Source organism: Leptospira harrisiae (assembly GCF_002811945.1).
Classification (GTDB): domain Bacteria; phylum Spirochaetota; class Leptospiria; order Leptospirales; family Leptospiraceae; genus Leptospira_A; species Leptospira_A harrisiae.
The window spans coordinates 1,508,972-1,526,909 of record NZ_NPDX01000001.1; the positions used below are offsets into that span (position 1 = coordinate 1,508,972).

The 17,938-nt window shown below is 39.8% G+C and carries 18 protein-coding genes and 2 tRNA genes; 14 read left to right on the forward strand and 6 right to left on the reverse strand.

What is annotated here, in order from left to right; all coding sequences use genetic code 11:
* Positions 1 to 8: 8 nt before the first annotated feature.
* Genes CH364_RS06955 through queF form a run of 3 tightly spaced genes read right to left on the reverse strand, consistent with a single transcriptional unit; the run spans position 9 to position 880 of the window.
* Positions 9 to 227, reverse strand: coding sequence for a ferredoxin (locus tag CH364_RS06955; protein ID WP_100742829.1), 219 nt, complete (start codon positions 225 to 227; stop codon positions 9 to 11).
* Positions 224 to 478, reverse strand: coding sequence for a SemiSWEET transporter (locus CH364_RS06960; protein ID WP_100742830.1), 255 nt, complete (start codon positions 476 to 478; stop codon positions 224 to 226). Before CH364_RS06960 ends, CH364_RS06955 begins: the two co-directional genes overlap by 4 nt.
* Positions 479 to 880: a preQ(1) synthase gene (queF, locus tag CH364_RS06965; RefSeq protein WP_100742831.1), complete on the reverse strand. Its 402-nt coding sequence runs from the start codon at positions 878 to 880 to the stop codon at positions 479 to 481.
* A 42-nt stretch (positions 881 to 922) separates the two neighbouring features.
* Between queF and guaA the strand changes: the two genes are divergently transcribed.
* Entirely contained in the window at positions 923 to 2,722 is a 1,800-nt protein-coding gene (guaA, locus tag CH364_RS06970) for a glutamine-hydrolyzing GMP synthase (protein ID WP_100742832.1), read from the forward strand.
* Positions 2,723 to 2,766: 44 nt separating this feature from the next.
* Here the strand turns inward: guaA and CH364_RS06975 are convergent, their stop codons facing one another.
* Complete coding sequence (locus tag CH364_RS06975; RefSeq protein WP_100742833.1) at positions 2,767 to 3,177, reverse strand: LIMLP_04285 family protein; 411 nt, start codon at positions 3,175 to 3,177, stop codon at positions 2,767 to 2,769.
* Between the two features lie 132 nt (positions 3,178 to 3,309).
* Between CH364_RS06975 and CH364_RS06980 the strand changes: the two genes are divergently transcribed.
* Together CH364_RS06980 and CH364_RS06985 are read left to right on the forward strand one after the other, a co-directional pair.
* Positions 3,310 to 3,380, forward strand: a tRNA-Cys gene (locus CH364_RS06980).
* Between the two features lie 14 nt (positions 3,381 to 3,394).
* Positions 3,395 to 3,478, forward strand: a tRNA-Leu gene (locus CH364_RS06985).
* A 308-nt stretch (positions 3,479 to 3,786) separates the two neighbouring features.
* On the opposite strand, the gene CH364_RS06990 is transcribed toward CH364_RS06985, so the two are convergent.
* Complete coding sequence (locus CH364_RS06990; protein ID WP_100742834.1) at positions 3,787 to 5,673, reverse strand: O-antigen ligase family protein; 1,887 nt, start codon at positions 5,671 to 5,673, stop codon at positions 3,787 to 3,789.
* A gap of 30 nt (positions 5,674 to 5,703) precedes the next feature.
* Here CH364_RS06990 and CH364_RS06995 point away from each other — a divergent pair, with 30 nt between their 5' ends.
* From CH364_RS06995 to CH364_RS07040, 10 genes are all read left to right on the forward strand, one after another.
* The gene (locus CH364_RS06995) at positions 5,704 to 6,525 is read left to right on the forward strand and encodes a glycosyltransferase family 2 protein (RefSeq protein WP_100742835.1); all 822 of its coding nucleotides are present in this window, start codon (positions 5,704 to 5,706) and stop codon (positions 6,523 to 6,525) included.
* Positions 6,512 to 7,285 (forward strand): LBBP_01157 family protein, encoded by a 774-nt coding sequence (locus CH364_RS07000; RefSeq protein ID WP_100742836.1) that lies wholly within the window; start codon positions 6,512 to 6,514, stop codon positions 7,283 to 7,285. Before CH364_RS06995 ends, CH364_RS07000 begins: the two co-directional genes overlap by 14 nt.
* Positions 7,275 to 7,862 carry a D-sedoheptulose 7-phosphate isomerase gene (locus tag CH364_RS07005; RefSeq protein WP_100742837.1) on the forward strand — a complete coding sequence of 196 codons (588 nt, stop codon included), beginning with the start codon at positions 7,275 to 7,277 and terminating at the stop codon, positions 7,860 to 7,862. The genes CH364_RS07000 and CH364_RS07005 overlap by 11 nt, the downstream gene beginning before the upstream one ends.
* On the forward strand, positions 7,849 to 8,604 hold the full coding sequence (locus CH364_RS07010; RefSeq protein ID WP_100742838.1) for an ATP-binding cassette domain-containing protein: 756 nt from the start codon (positions 7,849 to 7,851) through the stop codon (positions 8,602 to 8,604). Before CH364_RS07005 ends, CH364_RS07010 begins: the two co-directional genes overlap by 14 nt.
* Positions 8,564 to 10,036 (forward strand): FHA domain-containing protein, encoded by a 1,473-nt coding sequence (locus CH364_RS07015; RefSeq protein ID WP_100742839.1) that lies wholly within the window; start codon positions 8,564 to 8,566, stop codon positions 10,034 to 10,036. Before CH364_RS07010 ends, CH364_RS07015 begins: the two co-directional genes overlap by 41 nt.
* Positions 10,037 to 10,040: 4 nt before the next feature.
* Positions 10,041 to 10,865: a hypothetical protein gene (locus tag CH364_RS07020; RefSeq protein ID WP_100742840.1), complete on the forward strand. Its 825-nt coding sequence runs from the start codon at positions 10,041 to 10,043 to the stop codon at positions 10,863 to 10,865.
* Positions 10,866 to 10,942: 77 nt separating this feature from the next.
* Complete coding sequence (gene leuC / locus CH364_RS07025; RefSeq protein WP_100742841.1) at positions 10,943 to 12,337, forward strand: 3-isopropylmalate dehydratase large subunit; 1,395 nt, start codon at positions 10,943 to 10,945, stop codon at positions 12,335 to 12,337.
* A 1-nt stretch (position 12,338) separates the two neighbouring features.
* The gene (gene leuD / locus CH364_RS07030) at positions 12,339 to 12,965 is read left to right on the forward strand and encodes a 3-isopropylmalate dehydratase small subunit (RefSeq protein ID WP_100742842.1); all 627 of its coding nucleotides are present in this window, start codon (positions 12,339 to 12,341) and stop codon (positions 12,963 to 12,965) included.
* Positions 12,966 to 12,972: 7 nt separating this feature from the next.
* Positions 12,973 to 13,350 (forward strand): FKBP-type peptidyl-prolyl cis-trans isomerase, encoded by a 378-nt coding sequence (locus CH364_RS07035; RefSeq protein ID WP_100742843.1) that lies wholly within the window; start codon positions 12,973 to 12,975, stop codon positions 13,348 to 13,350.
* Positions 13,350 to 14,351, forward strand: a complete 1,002-nt coding sequence (locus tag CH364_RS07040; RefSeq protein ID WP_100742844.1) for a PLP-dependent cysteine synthase family protein — start codon at positions 13,350 to 13,352, stop codon at positions 14,349 to 14,351. The genes CH364_RS07035 and CH364_RS07040 overlap by 1 nt, the downstream gene beginning before the upstream one ends.
* Here the strand turns inward: CH364_RS07040 and CH364_RS07045 are convergent.
* Complete coding sequence (locus CH364_RS07045) at positions 14,348 to 16,054, reverse strand: patatin-like phospholipase family protein (protein ID WP_100742845.1); 1,707 nt, start codon at positions 16,052 to 16,054, stop codon at positions 14,348 to 14,350. The two genes, CH364_RS07040 and CH364_RS07045, sit on opposite strands and share 4 nt — an antisense overlap.
* A gap of 130 nt (positions 16,055 to 16,184) precedes the next feature.
* Between CH364_RS07045 and recN the strand changes: the two genes are divergently transcribed.
* On the forward strand, positions 16,185 to 17,894 hold the full coding sequence (gene recN / locus CH364_RS07050) for a DNA repair protein RecN (RefSeq protein ID WP_100742846.1): 1,710 nt from the start codon (positions 16,185 to 16,187) through the stop codon (positions 17,892 to 17,894).
* Positions 17,895 to 17,938: the final 44 nt, after the last annotated feature.

Sequence of the window (17,938 nt, forward strand, 5' to 3'; positions counted from 1 at the left end):
TTTTTTTGTCAGTGCTTTTTCCAGTGGATGCATTCCCCTGGGCATTCATCCATTTCTTTTTGCACTTTTTTTTCGTCTTCATCTGGGATTATTGCATCGTTGATGGTCTCACCTGCAATATGCGTTTGAGAAACATCATCTTCATCCATCATAAAGTATTTTGGTAAATTATCAGCGCATTGGTTACAAGAAGTACAATTGTCTTTGTCTACATAAGCTTTTCTCATGATATGTTCTCTCTCAGTTTATAATATAAAATAATGGATACAAAAAATATAGTGACTGCGTTTGCTAGAATGATAGGCAAATCAGATTTTAAAACTCCATACACAAACCACAAAAGTACACCAATAAAAAACATAATGTACATATTACGACTGATATCTCGAGTTTGTTTGGTCATCACCACACGTAATACTTGGGGGAGAAAAGACACGGTCGTTAAAAAAGCGGCAACGTAACCGATTAGATTTTCCATTTAAGCTTTGTACTCTCGTTTTACGACAGTTTTGACTCCACCCCGAACATTGTAATCTCCCACCACTTTTACATATAGGGGATCCACGGCCAAAACAAAGTCTTCGAGGATTTTGTTCACAACGTTTTCATGAAAAATTCCTATATTTCGGAAGGACATCATATATTCTTTGAGGGATTTTAACTCAACACAGCGATCTCTGGGGATGTAGTCGATATAAATGGTTCCAAAGTCGGGAAGTCCGGTTTTTGGGCAAACCGCAGTGAATTCAGGGATGGTAAATTCAATATTGTATTCTTTTCCGGCATAAACATTGGCAAACCATTCGATTTCTGGGGTTTTCCAGGACTGGATATGGTCTTGTTTGTCCTCGTAAGAAGATTCTGATTTTTTTTCCGACATTTGTTTACCCCGACAATTGCAAAATTATTTTGGAATCATCCCATGAAAAGTGATAAAAAAATTGCAGTCGTCGATTTCGGCGGTCAATACGCTCACCTCATCGCTTCCCGAATTCGTAGGCTCGGAGCCTATACGGAAATCCTTTCCAACGAAGAACCTCTCTCTGTTTACGCATCTTATGCGGGAATCATTCTTTCGGGTGGACCAAGCAGTGTTTATGAAAAGGGTGCACCACTTCTACCAGATGGTTTCTTTCAAATTTCTGTTCCTATATTAGGGATCTGTTACGGACACCAACTTTTAATGAAAGCATTTGGTGGTGAAGTTGTTTCTTCTAATTCTAAAGAATATGGTCCAGCCATTTTAGAAATACAAAATCCAAATTCTTTACTTTCCAAATCACTCTCTCCAAAAACAAAAGTTTGGATGAGCCACGGAGATGAAGTGGTTCGAATGCCTGATGGATTTCAAATCGTTGCATCATCCGATAATTGTCGTTATGCGTTCGTTTCTAATGAGTCTAAAAAACAATTTGGAATCCAATTCCATCCAGAAGTCACTCACTCGGAAGAAGGAGAAGTTTTACTTCGTAATTTTGTGAACCTTTGTAATGCCGGATCCAGTTGGAGTATCTCGCAGTTTTTAGAAGAACAAATCTCTGAATTACAAAAGAAAGTCCCACCGGGCAAAAATGTGTTTTTACTCGTTTCCGGGGGAGTGGATTCTTCTGTTGCGTATCTACTTCTTGCAAAAGCACTTGGGAAAGACAGAGTGAAGGGGCTACTTGTGGATACTGGGTTTATGCGTAAAAACGAAGTGAAGGATCTTATGGACAACCTCCACCAAGTTGGGTTCGACCTAACCATTTGGGATGAAAGTGAAATTTTTTACAAACATTTAGAATCGGAATTTGAACCAGAAAAAAAACGCCGTATTGTGGGAGACTTATTTTTAGAAGCACAAGGGAAAGCTACAGATTCCCTCGGTTTGGATTCGGAACATTGGCTTCTAGGCCAAGGAACCATTTACCCTGACACAATTGAATCTGGGGGAACAAAACATTCTCATAAAATCAAAACCCACCACAATCGTGTCCCTCAAATTGAAAAACTCATCCAAGAAGGGAAAATCATCGAACCCATCGCCGACTTGTACAAAGATGAAGTGAGAGAACTAGGAAGGCTTCTCGGCCTTCCGGAACGTTGGATCGAAAGGCATCCTTTTCCTGGCCCCGGCCTTGTGGTAAGAATGATTGCGAGCCCAGAATCAAAACCTCCGGTCATCAATTTTTCTGATTTGGCTCTTTCGGGTAAAAAAGCTGAAGTGAAAATTTTACCCATCCTTTCCGTGGGTGTGCAAGGCGACCAAAGAAGTTACGCCCACTGTGCCGTGTTAAATGACTTTACCACCAACTGGAATGAGTTAGACGAATGTGCAGTGGAGATCACCAATTTCAAAAAAGAAATCAATCGAGTGGTTTTTGCACCAGGGATAGGTCATTTCTCGGGAGCCTTTCATTATACCAAATTGACCCTAGACAAAGAACATTCAGATATTTTAAGAGATGCTGACGCGATTGTGAACCGAATCCTCTTTGAAGAATCCATCCATACATCCATCTGGCAAATGCCTGTGGTCCTGGTTCCGGTTGGTCTGCGTGAAAATTCCTACGGAGTTGTGTTACGTCCAGTGGAATCTACCGAAGCTATGACCGCTAATTTTTATGCAATGGACAGAAGGATTTTAGAACGAATTACCAAAGAATTGTTAGCATTACCACAAATTTCTTTGGTGTTGTATGATCTCACTCACAAACCACCGGGAACGATTGAATGGGAGTGAGTTCAAGTAGTATTTTGAGGAAATCAAAATATTAAGTGTATATTTTAAGGGAGAAGGAGCCAAAGAATAGCCATACCACCCATTGCTAGTTCAGGTAATTTTCTTTTGAAAAAACTTTGGTTTTCTGGGTTTTCTTTTGGTTCTTCCGGATTTGTGGATTCTGTATTTTGTGTTTCTTTGGTTTCTTTGGAAGCAAAGAGAGATCCAAACATTCCAGGTTTTTCTTCCTTAATTTCTTCCCAAACCACAGGTAGCGAAACTACATTCACTGCTGTTTTTTTAAACGCTTGTTTGGTGCCATCTTTTGATTCTACCAAAACGTAATTGGCAGTAGGGGAGGATGTCTTCACGTTCTCCATTATCTCTTTTGTTGCTTTTACTGTCACCGTGTCCGCATAAGAATTTTGCGTTAGAATCGCTAAAATAGATACAGTGAAAAAGGTCATTCGGTTCATATTTACAGCCCATCTTCTTTGAAACCTTAGGCAATTTGATTTTTTAGAGAAATGTTACAATCCGATGAAAAGTGAATTCAGTTTCCATTTGACACCTAGCCTTCCCATTTTAGCCTATCCAAAGTCACGATTGGCGTCGTGGCCAAGTGGTAAGGCATGGCTCTGCAAAAGCTTGACCGCCGGTTCGAATCCGGCCGACGCCTATCACTGAAAATTCGCCTGGATGGTGGAACTGGTAGACACACAGGACTTAAAATCCTGTGGGAGTAATCCCGTGCGGGTTCGATTCCCGCTCCAGGTACGAATCGAACGACTACGAGCGAAAAAAATGGTAGCGACCCATAGGGAGCGTGAAGCCATTTTTCTGAGGACAGGAAGTCCGAAGTCGCGAGTAGGACGGGCTGAAAACGAAAGGCCAGGATGGCCGAAGTTTGAAGCGATTCCCGCGAACCCAATCAATCAAAACTTAATTCAACATCTCTTACTCTTAAATAAACACCGCTCAGGCTTTTTCGAAGCAGGAAGCGAATTTGGCCGAAGATCGAAGCGATTCCCGCTCCCACGCTCAATCAATTAAAACTAAAATCGACATTTCTTACTTTTCCCTGCTTACTCTTCACAATTCCCTGAAATTTCAATTCGCGGCAAGTAGGGCCTTTCTCCCGACCAAACAAACTTAAATCCAAAATCAATAAACTCTAGGTTCTCTGCCTGATAGTCTTTGGGTTGGACGATCACTCTTTGAACTCCTTTTGGATTCTTAAAACTCTCTTTTTTTACAATTCGTTCTGCTTGGACTTTGTATTCTTTGTCTTGGTCAAAACTTTCTCGTTTGCGAATTTCTAATTCCATGGATTCGGGGAGGTTTCCGCTAGATAAATCTTCCCAATGGATTTGGAACTGAACGGGAATTTGACGTAATTCGGCATCTTTGTCAAAGTTTATATTCTTGTCCAAACAACCTGCAAGTTTGAAATACATCTCCTTTGTTTCCAAAGGAAGGGCCACCGGGCCTTTAGCATTGATGGAGTTTTGCGGTAAGGGTGCGGGGAAGTTGTGTTCTGTGCGAGCTCTGTGGATGAATAGATCATTTGCGGGAGTTTTCGATAAATAAAGAGCACCCATAGCGGAAATGAAAATCCAAAGTACAAGGATTCCAAATACCTTAGATTGCATTTTTTTTAACGGCCTTTCTTCTAACCCTTTTTTCTGAAAATTAGTTTTTGGTAATAAACATAAAATCCCAAGGAAAGGAAGAAGGACTTCATCATCTAACAGAAAACATTGGAAACTACCAGCAAAAACAATCGCATAAAAACCTAAATAAAAGAGGTTATGTTTAGGAACTTTTAAAATATTTTTTGTAATCAGATACAAAAAACTAAAAAAAGAAATTCCTCCAAAAACCCCGCCCAAAATCCAAAAATGCAAAAAGTCAAAATGGGCATGGGATTTAGGTGTAATGGATAAATCATAATACAATTCGGGAAGTTCTCGGATGAGGGGGGTTGCATGCAAAACAAATTGCCGTGGATAATTCCCGCTGCCGATACCCAAAACCAACGAATCTTTTAGTATGGCAAAATTCATTTTATGAATCCACACCCTTTGGTTCTCTAACGATCGTTTAGCGAATAAATCATCTATGGCTCTTTGGAATAACCAATTGTTTTGGTAGAGTAAAAAGGACAGAAAAACAAAACCAATAAGACCAAGCCCAATCCAAGGAAGGTATTTCTTAATCGAAAACTTTTTTGGGAGAGAGAGTAGGACCAAACCGAATAATAATCCAAACCAGATGGAACGACTTTGGTTTAGGAAAAGTAAAAGGAAACCAATCAAACTGAATGTAAAAAGTGAGAATGTATAGAATCTAGAAAACCTTTCTTTTTTTACCATTGGGATCATCCGAAAGGTCCTTTCGAAAAGAGAAGGAAGGTAGATGGCAAGTAAACCTCCGTAAGTGAGGTGGGTACTTTGAAAACCAATGGGTAAATAAAGAGGAAGTTTTTGCAAAAAAACAACAAGTAGATGGGGAAGGCGCCTACCTTCGGTGTACTGAAATCCATCCATTACAAAAGGAGCAAGCCTATAGGGTGAAAGTAAAGAAACAAGTCCAGATAAAACTAGAAAAACGGCTCCAATCAACACTGCTTGTTTTAATTTTGTTTTTTCTATGTGAGATAAATGTGAATGGTGTAATAATAAAAATGCCATCCATACGTCCCCAAATTCCGATTTTAGAACCACTTTTTTCCAGTTTGTTTCCTCCCAAGTAAGAATGGGGGTGAAAAGAAAACTAAGGTAGAGTAAAATCCAAAAAAGGATTTGGGTTTCAAACTTAGGGATCTCTTTTTTTAGAAGGAAGTCCAAGAACAAAAAGAATACGGAAGCACCTGCAAAAATTTGGCAAAGACTAATGGAAAATGGGGAGAGAACGAAAAAAAGGTATAGAAAAACAACAGAAATCTTACGAAATGTTTCTTTCCCAATCATATTTGGTTAAAAGAATAGGTTTTAACTCCTATGGAAGGCAAGAGAAAAAGAAAATTGTCGGTGGCCATCATCACCTTCAACGAAGAAAAAAATATCGGGGATTGTATTCGATCCATCGAGTCAGTTGCCGACGAAATTATTGTATTGGATTCTTTAAGTACAGACAGAACGAAAGAAATTGCTACCGGCTTTTCCAAAGTCAAATTTTATGAGTCCCCGTTTCCGGGACATGTGGAACAAAAAAACAAAGCCATTGGTTTATGTTCCCATGATTGGATTTTGTCACTAGATGCTGATGAACGTGCAAATGAAACTTTGGTTCATTCTATTCAATCATTTTTAGATTCAGATCAGGATCATGCGGACGGATTTAAAATAGCAAGGCTTACTTACCATTTGGGAAGATGGATTCGTTATAGTGGTTGGTATCCTTTGCGTAGGTTTCGTTTGTTCCAAAAAAACGCCGCCACATGGGTTGGAGAAAATCCTCACGATTATATTGAATTAAAACCTGGATCCATTGGAAAAGTGATGAAGGGAGATATCCTTCATTATAGTTTTATAGATTTTAGTCACCAAATCACCACTATCAACCAATTCTCAAGCATTGTTGCTTATACTCGTTATGCGAAAGGAGAAAGATTTTCTCTTTTCAAAACGATTTTCAAACCATTTGGAAAATTTTTAGAGATTTATATTTTTAAATTTGGGTTTTTGGATGGAATTCCTGGACTTTGGATTGCGATTGCCTCATCCTTTTCCACCTTTTTGAAATATGCTAAATTGTATGAGTTAGATAGAAAGCAGATCGAACGACCGTCCAATATTAGAAAAGAATATGGCAAAAACTAAACAAACATCCAAACCCGGATTTTTCTCTTGGTTCTTCAGTCTTTTCCTTTCGAAAGGGACACCGGAAGACTTTGATTCTACAAAACGAAAAAAAGAACCAAAAGCCTTTGCTATGGAATGGGCAGTGGCAATTGACAACTGGAAAAAAAAACTACGAACAAAACAAGTGAGTTCAGGTGTTGTCATCGAATCGCCAAAATTTCGCTTAACAAAAACAAACGAGAAATTGTTTCGTGCAGAAGGTTTAGATTATTCTTTGATTTTAGTTACAGGAAACCATCTTTATAAAAATAAAGAGGATAAGTGGTCAGGGGTTCTTTTTGTCGATGAAGGGGATTTAAATAAAAATCTCACCAAAGATCTATCTAGTCTGGATGTTTTCCTCTCGGCCCTTTCGATTCCTAAAACAGATTTATTTTTAGATACCAATGCGCCTAAAGAAGATTGGAGGATTGTTTTAACTTGGGAACGTTTTTGGAAAGAACAATTGGTTCTACAAATGAAACCAAATTCAATGGCACTGGCGATGCTTGCCATAGGGGAAGAGTGTCGGCTTTTTTTTGAGTCTGTGGCAACCGATAGACAAAAGAAGTTAGTGAGAGATGAATTATTTTATCTAAATCTTGGTACAACGGATCAAAATAACCCGTATTCAAAAGCAAAAAATTTATATGGTTTCGGGTCTGCTCTGGTTGAATTCGGAAATGCGGTGAATGCCACCAAAGAAAGAAGAGATAAGGAACAAAATCATGGATCATAAATCACTCATCCAAACGCAAATCGAAGATTCGATCGCGGTAAAACAACAATTACTCCCAACACTTTTGCCTTCCATTGAAGCCGCAGGAAAACTCCTCGTTACCTCACTCAATCAGAAGGGGCTTTTGTATTTTTGTGGAAACGGGGGGTCTAGTTGTGACGCCTCACATATTGCTGCAGAACTTGTGGTTCGATATAAATCTGGAAATGAAAGAAAGGCCATCCCTGCATTGGCCCTAAACAGTGACCAGGCAGTTCTTACTGCTTGTTCCAATGATTATGGGTACGAATATGTATTCCAAAGACAGGTGCAGGCTTTTGGAAAACCATCAGATGTTTTTGTGGGACTCACCACTTCGGGAAATTCGCAAAACATTATTTTGGCGGTGGAGGAAGCAAAAAAAATTGGGATGAAGGTCGTTTTGTTTTTGGGTGGAGACGGTGGAAAACTAAAGGGTAAGGGAGACGTAGAAATCATTGTCCCTTCCAAAGTCACCGCAAGGATACAAGAATGTCATATTCTTATAGGCCATATCCTTTGTAGCATCATTGAAAAGGAACTCTTTGGCCTCGACTAAAATCCCTGCTGTCCAAATCAAAAATGCCACCATCGAAACAAAAGATGGTCAGAAGATTTGGAAGGGAATTTCTTTGGAAATTCCAAAAGGTATTGTTTATGGAGTGATTGGTGAGTCGGGTTCCGGTAAATCGACATTAGGTTTTTCGCTTTTCGGAATGGTTCCTAACGGTTGTACATTGACTTATCAGACCTTTGATGTGTTAGGTGAGGGTGTCAGCAATGCCAAAACTGGTCTTAAGTTATTTATGGTACCTCAAAATCCGAATTGGGCCTTTCATCCTTTTAGAACCATCGAAGCTCAAATCCGAGATTTTTTTAAATTATCAAAATTGAATTTGATCCAATTTGAATCGTTATTTCAAATTTGGGATCGTTTGTCCATCTCCAGAAATCATTGGAAAAAATATGCAAAGACTTTATCTGGAGGAGAAAAGCAGCGGATTCTTCTTTCCCTAGCTTTTTTACGTACGCCGGAGATTTTGGTTTTGGATGAACCCACCACAGGGCTCGATGCCTTTTCTGAAAAAATTGTCCTAGAAACTGTCCAAAACCTTGCAAAAATGGGGACGACCGTTGTTTTTATTACACACGAGCTCCGGATCGTCGAAAGTCTGACCTCTCAAGTTACGATAATGAAACAAGGGGAAGTCATAGAAACCATTCCGGTTTTAAACCACAACCTGGAGCCAAAAACTGAATATGGAAAACAACTTAAGGAAGCATCTCTACTCTTTCAGTAATTGGATTTTCCTTAGTTTGTTATTTCCAGTAATTCTTTCGGCGGATCCTGGTTTCAAACTTCGTTCAATCGACATTCGGTCTTATCCAGAGGTCAAAATTCGATTCCATTCCAATGGAGTTTTGGACCCTGTTGGATTTGTTCTTTCCGAACAATTGGATTCAAATCGTAGGCTCACCGAATCTTTTCGTTTTGAAAAAACGGATTCAAAAAATCCAATTCACTTATATCTTTCAATACCTAGTTATACAGATGCAGAGGACCGTCGATGGATCATTCAACTAGCAAACCAATTGGTTAAAATTGCAGAACTAAGTGGTGGTTCCTCTCAATTACAAATCCAATCCGATACAAATAAACATTCCTTTGAAAGAATTCGTTCGAATGTTTTAGACATCTCCTTTCCGTTTCCAAAAGAACCTACACCTGTTTATCCTATACGAAACTGGGAAAATTTTTTAGAGACCATTCCAAGCAACCAATCATCGGAAGACCATATTTTAGTTTTTGTCAGTTTTAGTCCAGAATGGCAGGATCGTTTTGAAATCCCTGAACTAGCAAAACGAATTCGAGAAAAAAATCTGCAACTCATTGTGCTTGCTCCTCGTTCATTGGAAGCAACCAAACTTGCAAGTTATGCGAACGGAAAACATTATTCGATAACAAAGTCAGATAGTTACAGCGACTTATTTTCCTATTTAAGGACTTTAGGCCAACCTGATTTTGAGTTAGTTTATGAATCCCCTTGGAAACTATCTCAATGGAAAAGAAATTTAATTTTTGGAAATTTGGTTTCTGTAGACCAGGGAATTCGATTCGAATTCCAATATGAACTTTCTTTTTTTCAATCTTTGTATTTGAAACTTTCCGACCCTTTATTCTTTTTTCCTGTAAGTTTATTTCTCATTTTTCTTTGTTTGGCGGCATTGTATTATTTACGCGGGTTCGAAGAAACAAACCAGAAAGTAAATCAAAATCAAACTGCCGTAATTACCTCGGTTCCATCAGAATTTTCGGAACGTAAAGAAGAACTCGAGGTGTACGATCGAATGTATGGAGAAACCTTAGAAAGGGCTGCACGTGACCGAGAGATTGCGATTGCCATTGCTGAGAAAGAATCGCTTCCAGGAACTGCATACTCTTATGCTGTTCTTATGAGAAGAGATGGAAACCAAAATTCCGATCAAATCCCATTGCAATTTGATGAAGTCACCATTGGGAGTTGGGAATCAAATCATTTGATCCTTTCGGATCCTACTGTGGCTGGGCTTCATGCAAAAATAAAAAACAGAAAGGGAAAGTATATATTGTTTGATTGTGTATCCGAAACAGGTGTATATTTAAACGGTAAAAAGTTACTTCGTCCCAAAGTTCTACATAATTTGGACGAAATCCAAATTGGAAAAACGATTTTGTCGTTTCGAGGAAGGTAGAGGTATGTTGCAAATGATAGAAAGGAATCTTTTCTCCCTTCTTCTAGTTCTTTCATTATTTTTGGTTCAGTGCTCGGGAGAGTCATCCAAAAATGATGCTACTACTTCTCTACTTTTAGCCAAAGAATCGGGGGCAAACGGATGTACTGTCGCCGGTCTAGGAACACAAATCAAAGCCGGTTATACGGGAATCACGACGACTTCGCAATCTGTGTCTTTTTCTTTGGCTGGGGATACCTATTATGCTGTGATGCAAATCGCTGGCGCTCAAATTGGAACTCGAGTCGTACTTTCTCGTTATGCGAAACTTTCCGTTTATGTATCCACAAGTTGCCCTTTGGATTTATCTTCTGCTATACTCGCAAAAGAAGGAACAGAATATTCTAAAGTGGATTCTCCTGCCACAGTCATTACGTTCACAAAGGCGGGAAGTTATTTGATTTACTTGTATCAAAAAGAAAGTGGCACAACAAGTCCTTTGACGGTATTGACAGACGGAACTCCCGTTCAAACCATCTCCGATTCAGATCTTTCTGACCTTTTGAATGGAGGTTCTACCAAAACATTTAAGTTTGCTTGTGATTTAGGATCAGGTGTTTGTCAAAATTATTATGGTTATCTGACTAGTTGCCTCTCTGGAACCAAACAGTCTGCCAAATGTACAGAAACCAGTGTCGTTGGTTCTTGCAAAGTGACTCAGTCTGGAGTTGGTTATATCATTGGTGTTTATACTGCACCCAAAACGGGCGGGGGTGGGGGAACTGCTGCAACTCACTGTAGCGGACTTTCTGGAACCTATGTGGACGGTGCGACCGTCCAAACCCCTTAGAACTCGTCTATTTTTTCAAATTCCCTGGACAGACTACCCCATGTCCGAGTTATGACTGGAAGTGGGGGAGTCTAGTTATGAAAACCATGTTTGAGAAGATCTGGAATGACCATTTGGTCCACGAGGATGATGGAACCTGCCTCATTTATATTGATAGACACCTTGTTCATGAGGTGACAAGCCCGCAGGCCTTTGAAAGTTTAAAACTGACAAATAGGAAAGTGCGCCGGCCAGATGCTACTTTTGCAACTATGGACCACAACGTATCCACACGAACTCGTGATTGGAAGTCGGTTGATCCAATCTCTGTCCTCCAAATGCAGACTTTGATGGACAACTGTAAAGAAAACGGAATTACATTATTTGATATCAACCATCCAGACAACGGAATAGTCCACGTTGTAGCCCCAGAACTTGGCCTAACCCATCCTGGGATGACAATTGTTTGCGGAGACTCACACACAGCCACTCATGGTGCTTTTGGAGCGCTTGCATTTGGGATTGGAACTTCTGAAGTTGAACATGTTCTCGCAACACAAACACTCGTCCAAAAGAAACCAAAAACTTTAGAAATTCGTGTGGATGGAAAGTTATCTCCACTTGTTTCTGCTAAAGACATTGTCCTTGCGATCATTGGTAAAATTGGTACTGATGGGGCAACGGGATACGTAATTGAATTCACTGGAGAGGCCATTCGTTCTCTGAGTATGGAAGGTCGTATGACAATCTGTAATATGGCAATTGAAGCTGGTGCCCGTGCTGGACTCATTTCCCCAGATGATACGACTATTAACTATATCAAAGGAAGAGACTTTGCACCTAAAGGTGAGGCTTTTGATTTAGCAGCTGCAAAGTGGAGAGCTTATGCAACTGATGCCGGTGCCAAGTTTGATAAAACTGTTATACTCAATGCAAGTGAAATTGCCCCTATGGTTTCTTGGGGAACTTCTCCGGGCCAAGTGATTCCTGTCACATCGGCAGTGCCAGCACCTTCTGATTTTACAGACCCTGTCCAAAAAAAATCAGCAGAGTCTGCTCTAGCTTATATGGATCTGAAACCTGGTCAGAAACTAATCGATGTTAAAGTAAATAAAGTATTTATAGGTTCTTGCACAAACTCTAGGATTGAAGATTTACGTGTCGTTGCAGATACGGTCAAAGGTAAAAAAGTTAGTAGAGATGTGGAAGCCATCATTGTTCCTGGTTCTGGTCGTGTGAAACGACAAGCGGAACAAGAAGGACTCGATAAGATCTTTTTAGAAGCCGGATTCCAATGGAGAAACCCAGGTTGTTCGATGTGCCTTGCCATGAACGATGATGTTCTTTCGCCCGGTGATCGTTGTGCTTCCACTTCCAATAGAAACTTTGAAGGAAGACAAGGAAAAGGTGGAAGAACGCATTTAGTTGGACCTGCGATGGCAGCTGCCGTAGCGGTTGAAGGGCATTTTGTAGACATTCGGGAGTGGAAATAAGATGAAAGCATTTACAAAGTTAAAAGGTATCGCTGCTCTTTTAGATAAGGCAAACGTAGACACAGACCAAATCATCCCAAAACAATTCCTTCGTAAAATTGAAAGGTCAGGGTTTGGACAACATCTATTCCATGATTGGAGATTTCTCGATGATGCTGGGAAAATACCAAATCCAGAATTTGCACTCAATGCAGAAAGATACAACGGCGCCAATATCCTTGTCACAAGAGATAATTTTGGTTGTGGATCTTCAAGAGAACATGCTCCTTGGGCTTTAGAAGATTATGGATTTCGTTCCATCATCTCTCCTTCTTATGCAGACATTTTTTACAATAACTGTTTTAAAAATGGAATGTTACCCATTGTTCTACCGGAAAACCAAGTAGAAGAAATTTTTCAAACCATAAATAAAAAACCAGGTGCTAACTTGGAAATTGATTTAGAAAACCAAGTGGTAGTGACGGAAGAAGGTAAAAAATACCCGTTTGAAGTGGACGGCTTTCGAAAACATTGCCTCCTAAATGGTTTAGATGATATCGGACTCACTCTCCAAAAGGCCGATTTTATTCAAAAATTTGAGGAAAAGAACCAAAAAGAAGTTCCCTGGTTGTACGAGAAAACTGTATAATCACACTATGAAACGGTTTTCAATTTTACTCGGATTTTTATTTCTAACAGGTAGTCTTTTTGCAGACGAACTCCTGATCCAAGACACCAAACAAGGATTAGGTAGAGAAGCCATTCGCGGAACGACTGTTGTGGTTCATTACACAGGCAAACTTACTAACGGAAAAGTTTTTGATTCTTCTGTCGATCGTGGGGAACCATTTAGTTTCCAATTAGGCCAAGGACAAGTGATCCAAGGTTGGGAACGGGGCATTGTCGGAATGAAAGAAGGTGGAAAACGAAAACTCACCATCCCTCCACAATTTGGTTATGGTGCGCGTGCCGTTGGCCCGATCCCTGCCAATTCTACCCTTATCTTTGATGTAGAATTAATTAAAGTAAAATAATGATAGATCCAATTTCCAAAGGCATCGATGACCTAGGCAATAGCCTTCTTCAGGCGCTTAACAACGTACAAGGTATCTTTGGAAAGGAACTTTCCGTTGCCAAACCAATTCACGACAATATCCTCCAACTTATCGGAAACACTCCTCTCATCAGATTGAATCGAATCGGTTCGGAATATTCGGGAGTCCAGTTTTATCTCAAAGCAGAATTTTTAAATCCAACTGGTTCTGCCAAAGATCGTACGGCGATTGCGATGTACATCGATGCAGAAAGAAGAGGGAAACTAAAAAAAGGAATGAGTGTGATACTCGTGGGAGCAGGTTCTTCCTCTATTAGTTTCACTTGGATTGGAAAAGTAAAAGGTTATCCCGTATACTGTTTTGTTCCTCTACACACTTCTCCAGAACGAATCCAAACTCTTAGGAGTTACGGTGCAGAAGTTACTGTCACGAATGAAGGAGATTTGGGGCGATTGTATGATCTGGCCGAAGAGAAAGCAAAAAAACTAGGTGGATGGATTCCTGACGAAGCCTCAAACCCTGCCAACCCCAACTTTCATTTCAAAACCACAGGACCAGAAATTTGGAGAGATTTGCAAGGAAAAGTGGGGGCAGTGATTTCCGCACCTGGATCTGGTGGAGCCATCACTGGAATCGGAAGGTATTTAAAATCTCAAGACCGCAGGGTCAAAGTCATCATTGCGGGAAAACCAAATTCGCCCTTTATGGAATACGGGAAAACGGAAAATCCAAAAGAAAAGGAAAGGATCCAACTCCCGGCTGTTTATGATCCTAAACTCATAGACCGTTACTTTCATGTCACTCCAGACGAAGCTTTGCATCTTCAAGCAGACCTTTATGAAAAAGAGGGGATCTTTGCCGGACTGACTACGGGTACTGTGATTACAGGAGCACTTAGATTTTCTGAATCTCTTTCTGATGCAGAAAAAAATGAAAAAAATCCTTACAATATCGTGATACTTTCTCCCGATAGAGATTAATTTTTTTCGCTAAACAGTTGTTTCATTTCTTCTAGGGAACTTTTTGCCACTGTTTCCCCTAGTTGGATGAATTCTGCACTACGCCAAAATTCAAACCAATTGGAATTAGGAAGAATCGGATTGAGATATATGTCTGCTTCCTGAGCACTGTACTTTCCAATCCGGTATTGTAAGGAATACAAACTATTGACAATGATATCTAAAACATTTAAATTTAAAAGTTTGTTTGTTTTCATTTCATCTTTTGAACTCGGCATTGAATTGATGGCGATGATCTTCTGAACCCCTTCGTGGCTGAGCGCTGAAACGGGAAGTGGATTGACAATCCCTCCATCCACATAGGTTTTTCCATTTTCTTGGGGTTGTGGAACAAACACTCCTGGGATTGAAATACTTGCCATCACTGCATCCAAAACCTTCCCTTCAGAAAGAACAATTTCCTGCCTGGTGGAAATATCACAACTGATCAGTCTGAGTTTGATGGGTAGGTCTTCAAAATACAAATCTCCCAAATACTTTTCGAGAAGTGCGCGAACATGTTTACCGTGGAGGAGACCTTGCCCTGGAAACGATAAATCCACAAGTTTGAACATTTTAAAGATGCTATCCATTTCACCAAGTAGAGGTAAGATACCTTTGTATCCAAGCCCGCTTGCGAAGAAGGCCCCAATGATGGCTCCAATACTAGTACCCGCAATCATGTCAGGAACAATTCCTTCCTCTTCCATGACCTTCATGATCCCAATTTGTGCAAGACCCAATGCAGCACCTCCGCCGAGTGCCACACCCATTTCTACTCCAGAAAGTTCTCTTGCTTTTCTGCGAATAAAAATTTCCCATTTCCCATGGTCGACTGTGTCTTTAATATTTGTTTCGTGGTAAAGGATTTGATTTTCTTTCGATTCATTTGTGATTGAATCACATAAATTGATTTTTTTATCTGCTGAAATAAAATTTTCAATATGGTCTGCTTCATCAAGTAACAGACGTTTTAGTTCTTCGTCAGTTTCAGGAAACACTTCCAAAAAAATAAAAGAATGACTGGCATAATGTTTTCCTAATGTTTCTTTGATAGAATCAGAATCTTTAAATTTATAAGATTTTACATAAGGGTTTTCAGCTGTGCCATTTTGTTGGAAATGTAGAATTACGGATTTTTTTCCGGATTCTACCTCGATGGTTTGCACTAGTTCTTTTGACAAACGGTCTTTGGCAATGGGATCAGAATGTACAAGGCAGACAACAGAGTTACGAAAGTATTCTCTACCTCCGAGAAGTTCACCTCGCAATGACTTAGTTAACATTTTTGAAAATGTGATTGAAAGGTAAGGAATTTTTTGGATTAACTTTTGGAAACCTACTTGAGAAAGAACAAGAAATCTAGATTCGCTAACAGTAACGGCTGTATGGCTGTGTTTTTCTCCAGTGAGTAAGGATTGGATTCCAAAATATTCCCCTTTTTTGAGGTATTGGACTTCCTCTTCTCTTTTTCCTTCCCCTTTTTTGGGGAGAAACAATTTGATCCCACCAGAAAGTATCAAAAATAAACTTCGGTCTGCGTCTCCTGCAGTGAAAAGAATTTCATCTCGTTCCGATTCCACTATATGAACAGACTCCGCAACCCAGACCTTTTCTTTTCGCGAGAGACCTCGGAACAAGGGTAGGCTGGAAACTAGGTGGATTTTTCCTTCTAAATCTTTCATACAGTACCTTTTCCACCAGGGTTTCAGAGGGGAAAGGGAGAGAAATTTCGTTTTTTACTCAATTCTAAAAAATTTCATTGACTATATTTTTGTTAAGTAGTAATTGTTTGTATAGCAAACAGGAGTCTATATGATTACACATTTGAAAATTAAAGATTTTGCCCTCTTCGAATCCCTGGAACTGTCTCTTGCGGATGGTCTCTCTGTCTTTACTGGCGAATCTGGTGCCGGAAAATCGTTAATTTTCGATGCCTTGGCTTCTCTGTTTGGAGGGCGGTGTTCTACGGCAAATATCCGGCAGGGAAAAGAAAGGTATTCTTTGCAGGCCGTCCTATCTTTGACCGGACAAAATTTGGCAAAAGACTATTTGATGGAACAAGGATTCCGTTATACAGGTGATGAAATTATCATCACCAAAGAACTGATGAAAGATGGAAAGGCCCGTGTGAAAATTGGTGAGAGTTTGGCTTCCACCACTCACTTACGTGAACTAGGTAAAACCATGGCAGAAATCCATTCTCAAAACGAACAACTTTTCCTTTTGGAAAAATCCAACCAATTGGAATTTTTAGATCGTTTTGGTAACCTAGAATCTCTTAAATTCAAATTTAAATCTGCATTACAACAATACCGTCACTGGAAACAAAAACTCACCGATTTTGAAGAAACTAGAAGGACAATGCTCAAACGCAAGGAAATCCTGGAATATGAAATCGAAGAAATTGAATCGGTTTCTCCGAAAGAAGGAGAGGATGAAAGTTTATCTACAGAAGAATCTCTTTTGGCAAACGGTGAAAAATTAGCAGAAAACTACCGTTTGGTGTTAGAGGAATTGACTGAAAAGGAAAACTCGATTCTAAAAGTTTTTCCAACTCTCATTCATGCGATTCAAAAGATTTCGATATTAATCCCTGAAAAAAAGGAAATGTTAGATGAATGGGAAGAGGTATACGACAGGCTAAAATCTCTCAAGTCAGTCATTCGTGAGGAAGAAGAAGAATTATTTTTTAGTCCAGAAAGGTTGGATATGGTTCAGTCTAGACTCCAGGACATCAAAAAACTAAAGAAAAAATATAATGTAAGTTTAACTGAAATTAACTTACTCCTCGAGGAGAAAAAGTCAGAACTTGAACGTTGGAACGAACAAGCAGGGGATGAAGATTTTTTAAGAATCAAAAAAGACCAATCTCTATCCGAGATGAAAGAACTAGGGTTTCAATTGTCCAAGTTACGACGCAATGTCATTTCTCAGTTTGAAGAAGAAGTTCAAAAAGAGATGGCAGATTTAGGTTTGGAAGGAGGAAAACTCCAGGTTGTCCTTCGTTGGGAAGAAAACCCAGAAGGAGAAGTGGAAGAAGGTTCTAAGTCTTATTTCCTTTCTGAATCAGGACTTGACCAAATTGAGTTCTATTTTAGTGCCAATCCGGGTGAAAAACCTCGCCCGCTGAGAAAAGTGGCATCTGGGGGAGAATTATCTCGAGTGATGCTTGCTCTCAGGAGTGTTCTTGGAAAACAAGCACCTTCTCCTCAAATGTTGGTTTTGGATGAGGTGGATACGGGTCTTGGTGGGGAAGCGGCGGAAGCAATGGCGACAAAGCTTAAAAAACTAGCAAGAAACTCACAAATTCTTCTGATTACGCACACCCAACAGGTAGCAGCTTCTGGGGATCACCAAATCAAGATCGAAAAACGTCAAGAAGGTGGAAGAACGGTCTCTTACGCTTCTGTTTTGGATTTCGAAGAACGGAAAAGGGAGCTGGCGCGAATGATCGGAGGTAAACAACTGACCTCTGCAGTGTTAAAAGCCGCGACGGATCTTTTGATGAAAAAAGCAGGCTAGTCGTCTAAAAATAGTATTTGGCGAAAAAGGGAAGACTGAAAACT

Coding starts and splice junctions, on each gene's coding strand:
- CH364_RS06955 (WP_100742829.1), bottom strand. CDS start 227: ATGAGAAAAGCTTATGTAGACAAAGACAATTGTACTTCTTGTAACCAA.
- CH364_RS06960 (WP_100742830.1), bottom strand. CDS start 478: ATGGAAAATCTAATCGGTTACGTTGCCGCTTTTTTAACGACCGTGTCT.
- queF (WP_100742831.1), bottom strand. CDS start 880: ATGTCGGAAAAAAAATCAGAATCTTCTTACGAGGACAAACAAGACCAT.
- guaA (WP_100742832.1), top strand. CDS start 923: ATGAAAAGTGATAAAAAAATTGCAGTCGTCGATTTCGGCGGTCAATAC.
- CH364_RS06975 (WP_100742833.1), bottom strand. CDS start 3,177: ATGAACCGAATGACCTTTTTCACTGTATCTATTTTAGCGATTCTAACG.
- CH364_RS06990 (WP_100742834.1), bottom strand. CDS start 5,673: ATGATTGGGAAAGAAACATTTCGTAAGATTTCTGTTGTTTTTCTATAC.
- CH364_RS06995 (WP_100742835.1), top strand. CDS start 5,704: ATGGAAGGCAAGAGAAAAAGAAAATTGTCGGTGGCCATCATCACCTTC.
- CH364_RS07000 (WP_100742836.1), top strand. CDS start 6,512: ATGGCAAAAACTAAACAAACATCCAAACCCGGATTTTTCTCTTGGTTC.
- CH364_RS07005 (WP_100742837.1), top strand. CDS start 7,275: ATGGATCATAAATCACTCATCCAAACGCAAATCGAAGATTCGATCGCG.
- CH364_RS07015 (WP_100742839.1), top strand. CDS start 8,564: ATGGAAAACAACTTAAGGAAGCATCTCTACTCTTTCAGTAATTGGATT.
- CH364_RS07020 (WP_100742840.1), top strand. CDS start 10,041: ATGTTGCAAATGATAGAAAGGAATCTTTTCTCCCTTCTTCTAGTTCTT.
- leuC (WP_100742841.1), top strand. CDS start 10,943: ATGAAAACCATGTTTGAGAAGATCTGGAATGACCATTTGGTCCACGAG.
- leuD (WP_100742842.1), top strand. CDS start 12,339: ATGAAAGCATTTACAAAGTTAAAAGGTATCGCTGCTCTTTTAGATAAG.
- CH364_RS07035 (WP_100742843.1), top strand. CDS start 12,973: ATGAAACGGTTTTCAATTTTACTCGGATTTTTATTTCTAACAGGTAGT.
- CH364_RS07040 (WP_100742844.1), top strand. CDS start 13,350: ATGATAGATCCAATTTCCAAAGGCATCGATGACCTAGGCAATAGCCTT.
- CH364_RS07045 (WP_100742845.1), bottom strand. CDS start 16,054: ATGAAAGATTTAGAAGGAAAAATCCACCTAGTTTCCAGCCTACCCTTG.
- recN (WP_100742846.1), top strand. CDS start 16,185: ATGATTACACATTTGAAAATTAAAGATTTTGCCCTCTTCGAATCCCTG.